Source organism: Streptococcus sp. CL5.50, assembly GCF_049738015.1.
Lineage (GTDB): Bacteria > Bacillota > Bacilli > Lactobacillales > Streptococcaceae > Streptococcus > Streptococcus mitis_CA.
Map to the genome: position 1 here is coordinate 1 of NZ_JBKOTR010000025.1, position 1,960 is coordinate 1,960.

The 1,960-nt window shown below is 33.0% G+C and carries 3 protein-coding genes; all 3 read right to left on the reverse strand.

The features are described from left to right. Nucleotides 1-74: 74 nt before the first annotated feature. Complete coding sequence (locus ACLNCV_RS09670; RefSeq protein WP_094753942.1) at nt 75-917, reverse strand: hypothetical protein; 843 nt, start codon at nt 915-917, stop codon at nt 75-77. After that, on the reverse strand, nt 895-1,101 hold the full coding sequence (locus ACLNCV_RS09675) for a hypothetical protein (protein WP_033681691.1): 207 nt from the start codon (nt 1,099-1,101) through the stop codon (nt 895-897). Before ACLNCV_RS09675 ends, ACLNCV_RS09670 begins: the two co-directional genes overlap by 23 nt. Before the next feature lie 84 nt (nt 1,102-1,185). Then, nucleotides 1,186-1,960 (reverse strand): hypothetical protein (locus ACLNCV_RS09680; RefSeq protein ID WP_424845155.1); only part of this gene is annotated, 775 nt, incomplete at its 5' end.

Consider the following 1,960-nt stretch of genomic DNA (forward strand, 5'->3'; position numbering starts at 1 on the left):
GTCCTATCAAGTTGTAAAAGAGTGTTTTCTGTCGCGCTACTTACTATTTTTTTTACTAATTTCATATATTACTCTCATTTCACTAATTCTAAATATTTCTTCGCTTCCTGAACATAGAAAAGCTCTGGATTTTCATGGACGATACTTTCAAACAAACTACGGGCACGAGCTTCATCTCCTTTTAGCTGGGCATTGAGAGCTCCGTAATAAGAGAACATGATTCGAGCTAATTTATTTTCTGGTTCAGTGGTGTCGAAGTAGTCGTTTGATTTTTTCTTTAAAACAATATCCTCTATAGCTTTTATTATGTTTATTACATTCGTCTTCCAAGCAACCTGAGAATTTGTTCGAACTTTTAATGTAGCTAACATATCGATTTGGTTCGAAATTTCTTCTGCTCTATCAGCATGGATAAGTGAAAGAATCTTAAAGTAAATTGTGGATAATTCGATTTCAAATTTCTTATTAAAATTTTTACCCTCAAAATTTATTCGTTCCAAATTATCAAGTGTTTCTTCAAACTTTCCTTGGTAGTATGACGCTTGGGCAATAGCTAGTAAACAATTTGCATTATTAAACAGTTGTTGAGACTTGACTGAGTGTTCAGCTACATAACGATAATAACTTATGTGCTTGTCGAAATTAATATCTGTCAAAAAGATATTATCTACAGCTAATTTAACCAGTTTATTGTTTAATGAAATCAATGTCTCAAACCCAAAACATACTACCGTATAAGTAATGAATTTCATAAAATTCATTTCCCCACCTTTAAATAATTCAACAACCATGCCTATAAATGATAGGCAAACTATAGGAATTAAGCAAATGTATACTATTTTTGTCAAATTATATAATTTGGGAATTTCAAATCTAGATATTTTCAACGAATAGTTATTTATTATCTCTTTCACCATTATCCTCCATTGTAGAACTTAAATATAAGAAGTCGATCGCAATTACTAGAATCGCTATCAAGACTCCAAAGCCAAATGTCGATGCACTAACTGTATCACCATTAATTAAAGTACCAATAACAAAAACTGTAGCAACTACCTCTTTCCCCAGTTTTAAACCTATTCTCCATGATATACCTTCCACAATCCTGTCTCGTTAGTAAATTTAACTGTTGCATAGTCTTGTTTGATCTGATTACTCTCTTTTACTTAATTTAAACGAAAGGTACTAGGAAACATTATTACTTCCTAAATATTTTTTCGCTTCCTGAACATAAAAGAGTTCTGGATTTTCATGGGCGATACTTTCAAACAAACTACGGGCACGAGCTTCATCTCCTTTTAATTGGGCATTGAGAGCGCCGTAATAAGAAAACACGATTCGAGCTAGCTTACTTTCTGGTTCAGTAATGTCGAAGTAGTCGTTCGCTTCTTTATTGAACACAATATCTTTTATGGCTTGGGCTTGAGCAACAAGTGTAGCTTTGCCTCCTTTAAAATCTGGTGCCTTGGACAATTGTTCCTCAAAGAAAGCAATATCTTGCGCATCTTGAAGATGAATGGAAACTGTTAATAGTTCAAAGCTTGATATTAAAAACGCAGGGGTTCTGAATCTCTTCCAAATTTTTTTCAAATCATATTTGGACATTTTTTCCTTGGCAGCTTGAAAATCTCCTTTTAAATAAGCCACTCGACCTTGGATAATTTGGTAATTCTCACGATATGTTGCCCTAAAGGGCTTAATAGATTTTTCTGATTGAACTCTTAACATGTCTTCATATAGCTTAAGATCAATAGAATCGTGTAACACTAGAACAATAACTTTGCTTAGGACAAAACGTAGGTATAAGATCCAGATGATTAGAAGCCACATTAGTGAAACAAAAATCAGCCCGAAAATTTTTGTAGCAGGTTGATAAACTAAAAAAACTCCTATGGCTCCAATAGATATTGATACAACTGCACTAATTTGAATAATAGTCTCAATTTGTAGAAGAATATTC